General features: G+C 59.8%; 4 protein-coding genes and 1 pseudogene. 4 read left to right on the forward strand and 1 reads right to left on the reverse strand.

Annotated elements, in window-relative coordinates:
* The first annotated feature begins 66 nt into the window (after positions 1-66).
* Both ACEW8G_RS15165 and ACEW8G_RS15170 read left to right on the forward strand, forming a co-directional pair.
* Complete coding sequence (locus ACEW8G_RS15165) at positions 67-318, forward strand: hypothetical protein (protein ID WP_373489235.1); 252 nt, start codon at positions 67-69, stop codon at positions 316-318.
* Between the two features lie 5 nt (positions 319-323).
* Positions 324-509, forward strand: coding sequence for a hypothetical protein (locus ACEW8G_RS15170; RefSeq protein WP_373489236.1), 186 nt, complete (start codon positions 324-326; stop codon positions 507-509).
* 201 nt (positions 510-710) lie between these two features.
* Here the strand turns inward: ACEW8G_RS15170 and asd are convergent, their stop codons facing one another.
* The gene (asd, locus tag ACEW8G_RS15175; protein ID WP_373489237.1) at positions 711-1,562 is read right to left on the reverse strand and encodes an archaetidylserine decarboxylase; all 852 of its coding nucleotides are present in this window, start codon (positions 1,560-1,562) and stop codon (positions 711-713) included.
* A gap of 170 nt (positions 1,563-1,732) precedes the next feature.
* Between asd and ACEW8G_RS15180 the strand changes: the two genes are divergently transcribed.
* Together ACEW8G_RS15180 and ACEW8G_RS15185 are read left to right on the forward strand one after the other, a co-directional pair.
* Entirely contained in the window at positions 1,733-2,872 is a 1,140-nt protein-coding gene (locus tag ACEW8G_RS15180) for a tetratricopeptide repeat protein (protein WP_373489238.1), read from the forward strand.
* 158 nt (positions 2,873-3,030) lie between these two features.
* Positions 3,031-3,250 (forward strand): annotated as a pseudogene (locus ACEW8G_RS15185) (hypothetical protein); the annotation flags it as partial.

Here is a 3,250-nt window from a genome sequence, read left to right on the forward strand (position 1 = left end):
AGGGCGGCAGGGCCATCGAGCGGGCCGAGACGCTGGAAAAGACAATCGAACGTGTGGAGACGGCAAATGAAGCTGAAAATGATATCCGCTTTGCTCCTGCTTTGTGGTGTGAGCAGTGCATGCGCAACTCTCGAACCCCCGAAAACTGTCGATACCAGTTGCCTGGCGTTCAAGGTTATCAAGTTTGCCCAGCTGCCACCGGGCCAGACGAACGATCCCGAGAACAAGGCCGATAGCGACCTGACCGTCAACGACATCATGGTGCACAATGCGCGCTGGGAGGCGCTGTGTCGTCGTGTGTTTGACGGGCGGGAGTGACCGGGGTGCCGATGCCCCGCGAACAGCAGCGTGCGAACCTGCAGATCAACAGCGCCCGCGCAAAGCTGGCATCAGACAAAAAGCGCGCGGCCGACACGGTCGAGGTTTTGTCTGGCTATGAAGGCAATCTGGCCGCAGACTTTATCTCGATCCGTGACAGGCTCGACAATCTAGAGGCACCGCCGCCCTGATCCATTCCGAAAAATACTTGTTAATCACACAGTTTCGGAATGAAATCGCAAGCCAAGTCATTGAAAAATCATAATCACGAAGGCTTGGGAAGCTGCTGCTCTACCATTGAGCTACACCCGCAACCGGTTGCATTCGATCTCTGCTGTGCCGATCAGGTCCTTTAGCATCAGTGGGCGGCTGCGCAAGAACGGTATCGATGTTCAGACCGGCTGCTGCCCCATCTCCTCGCCCAGGCGCACCGGTCGCTCCGGCGACCAGTCCGGATTGAAGCCGATTGTGTCCTTGGGAAACAGCATGATCACCGTCGACCCCAGCAGAAAACAGCCCATTTCGGCGCCCTTGGCCAAAACGATATCCTGATCGGCATAGGTCCATTCGGTGGTCTTCCTGGCGCGCGGCGGGTTAACCAGCCCATGCCACACGGTCGCCATGCTGCCGACAATGGTCGCGCCGACCAGCACCATCACGAACGGGCCGTATTGCGGCGAATCGAACACGCACACCACGCGTTCGTTGCGCGCAAACAGGCCTGGCACCCCGCGCGCCGTCGTCGGGTTCACCGAAAACAGCTGGCCCGGCACGTACATCATCCGCATCAGCCTGCCATCGCAGGGCATATGGATGCGGTGATAGTCACGCGGCGAGAGATAGAGGTTGGCAAAGCTGCCGTGGCGGAACCGGGCGGCAAGCGCAGCATCGCCGCCTACCAGCGCGGAGGTCGTGAACCTGTGCCCCTTGGCCTGAACGATGTGATGATCGTCGATGGCGCCGAACTGGCTGATCGCGCCATCCACCGGACAGACAAAATCGGCCTGAGCCATGGGACGAACACCGGCCTTGAGCGGGCGGGTGAAGAAGGCGTTGAAGCTGGTGTAGCTTGCGATATCTGGCTGTTCAGCCTCATGCATATCCACGTTGTAGCGTTTGACGAACCAGCGGATAAGCCGCGTCGTCATGGCCCCGGCCTCGGCATTTGCGACCCTGCCTGCAAAGCGGGTCATGCCCTGTTTTGGCATCAGATACTGCAGCAGAACCTTCGGGCGATCAGACATCATGCACTCAATATGGAGACGGCGCGGATTCGTTCCATGGCCCGCATAGGTGTGTTAAGACCTTAACGGCTAAGTGTTCGCGCCCTTAGGGTCACGACATTGACAGCCCACCGCGAATTTGTAACCAAGTGGGGGACGGGTCGCACGTGAACACCGAAAGGGGTGCGACCATGCTATTGTCTCCGAACCACACATCGGCTTCAGCCAGCAAGGGTCTCGCAAAGCGATGGATGCTGGCGCTGATCGCGCTGACAATGACCAGCGCCGCTGTCTCAGGCAGCACCCCCGCCAAATTGAACAGCGCGATGCCCGCTGCAGATCGCCAGCATCATCAGCGGACCAATTGCCACGGCGTGTATGACCTGTTGGTCGAAAAAGTGGCGGGCGGACGCGCGCTCGACAGCGCCGAGTCATCCTTTGCCGATGCCTATGAGGCCAATGCCAAGGCTCGCAAGCCCTGCCCGGTTCCTGCCGAAGCGTTGGCCGTGCGCGCGATCAACCGCGATGTCATCAACCAGCCTGCGCTTACCATGCTGATCGAATATGTGCAGCAAGACGATGCCGCCGCCCATTTTGAACTGGGCTGGGCAGCGGCGCAGGGCAAGGCACCCGGCGCTGATCGCACGCTGGCCTTTGACACGCTGGAGCAAGCGGCAAAGCTGGGCGATGGACCGGCCAATTACATTCTTGGCGCGTTGAAAGGGTCTGGCCAGGTGCTGGGGCCGAAGAATGAGGCGCAGGCCCTGCGTCACTTTACGGCCGGTGCGCAAGCGGGCCATGTCGATGCCCAGTTCATGGCCGGGCTGTTCCATGTCGAGGGCGTTGCCACCCCCAAGGATCCCAAAAAAGGTCTCGAATTTCTGCGTCGGGCCAGCGAGGGCGGGCATGTCTACGCGACTTATTATGCCGCAGACATGCTCAATATGGGCAAGGGGGTAAAGGCCGACCATGATCAGGCCTATAAGCTTGCCCGCAATCTGGTGGACGAAGGCTATGTCGCAGGCGCCGTCATCGCTGCCAGCGCCTTGCTGCAACGGCGCGATGTCAAACAGCATCAGGACGAGATATTGCACTGGATGGACACCGCACTGCGTCACGGCGATGACAAGATAAAGGCCAACATCAATCAGGTGCGGCCAAAGGTTGTCAGTGTGTTCAACCGGATGAACGCACCGCCCGCCTATGTGCCGCGCGAACGCAATCTGGTGTGCGGCCAACGCACCACTTGCCTGGTCGATTCGCGCAGCGGCCTGCGCAGCTGCACAACGAACACCGACTACTGGAACGGGTGTCGCAGACTGGTGTATTGATTGCGCTGCTGAATAGCGGGAAACGGCCGGTTCACCGTAAATACGATCCCTTGATCCGGTTGCTTTTCGTTGTAGATGCGCTTGGCTATGATGCCGCCCACTTCGTTCGCTTGACTCTGCTTGTGGCGAAGCGGATAAAGAACATATAGCGAACACACATGCCCGCACCTTATGATTCTTTCCAGCTGCTCAAGCGCAGAATTGCCACCATCGAGCGGCCAAAAGCCGCGCAATCCGCAGCGCGGATCGCAACGGGGCATGATGATATCGATGCCGCACTGGCAGGCGGGCTGTCGCGCGCGACGGTGCATGAGGTGTTTGCTGCCGAAGCCGGTGATGCGGGCAGCGCGACGGGGTTTGCCGCAGCGCTGGCGCGGC

The organism is Blastomonas sp. (assembly GCF_041747255.1).
Classification (GTDB): domain Bacteria; phylum Pseudomonadota; class Alphaproteobacteria; order Sphingomonadales; family Sphingomonadaceae; genus Blastomonas.

Coding starts and splice junctions, on each gene's coding strand:
- ACEW8G_RS15165 (WP_373489235.1), top strand. CDS start 67: ATGAAGCTGAAAATGATATCCGCTTTGCTCCTGCTTTGTGGTGTGAGC.
- asd (WP_373489237.1), bottom strand. CDS start 1,562: ATGTCTGATCGCCCGAAGGTTCTGCTGCAGTATCTGATGCCAAAACAG.
- ACEW8G_RS15180 (WP_373489238.1), top strand. CDS start 1,733: ATGCTATTGTCTCCGAACCACACATCGGCTTCAGCCAGCAAGGGTCTC.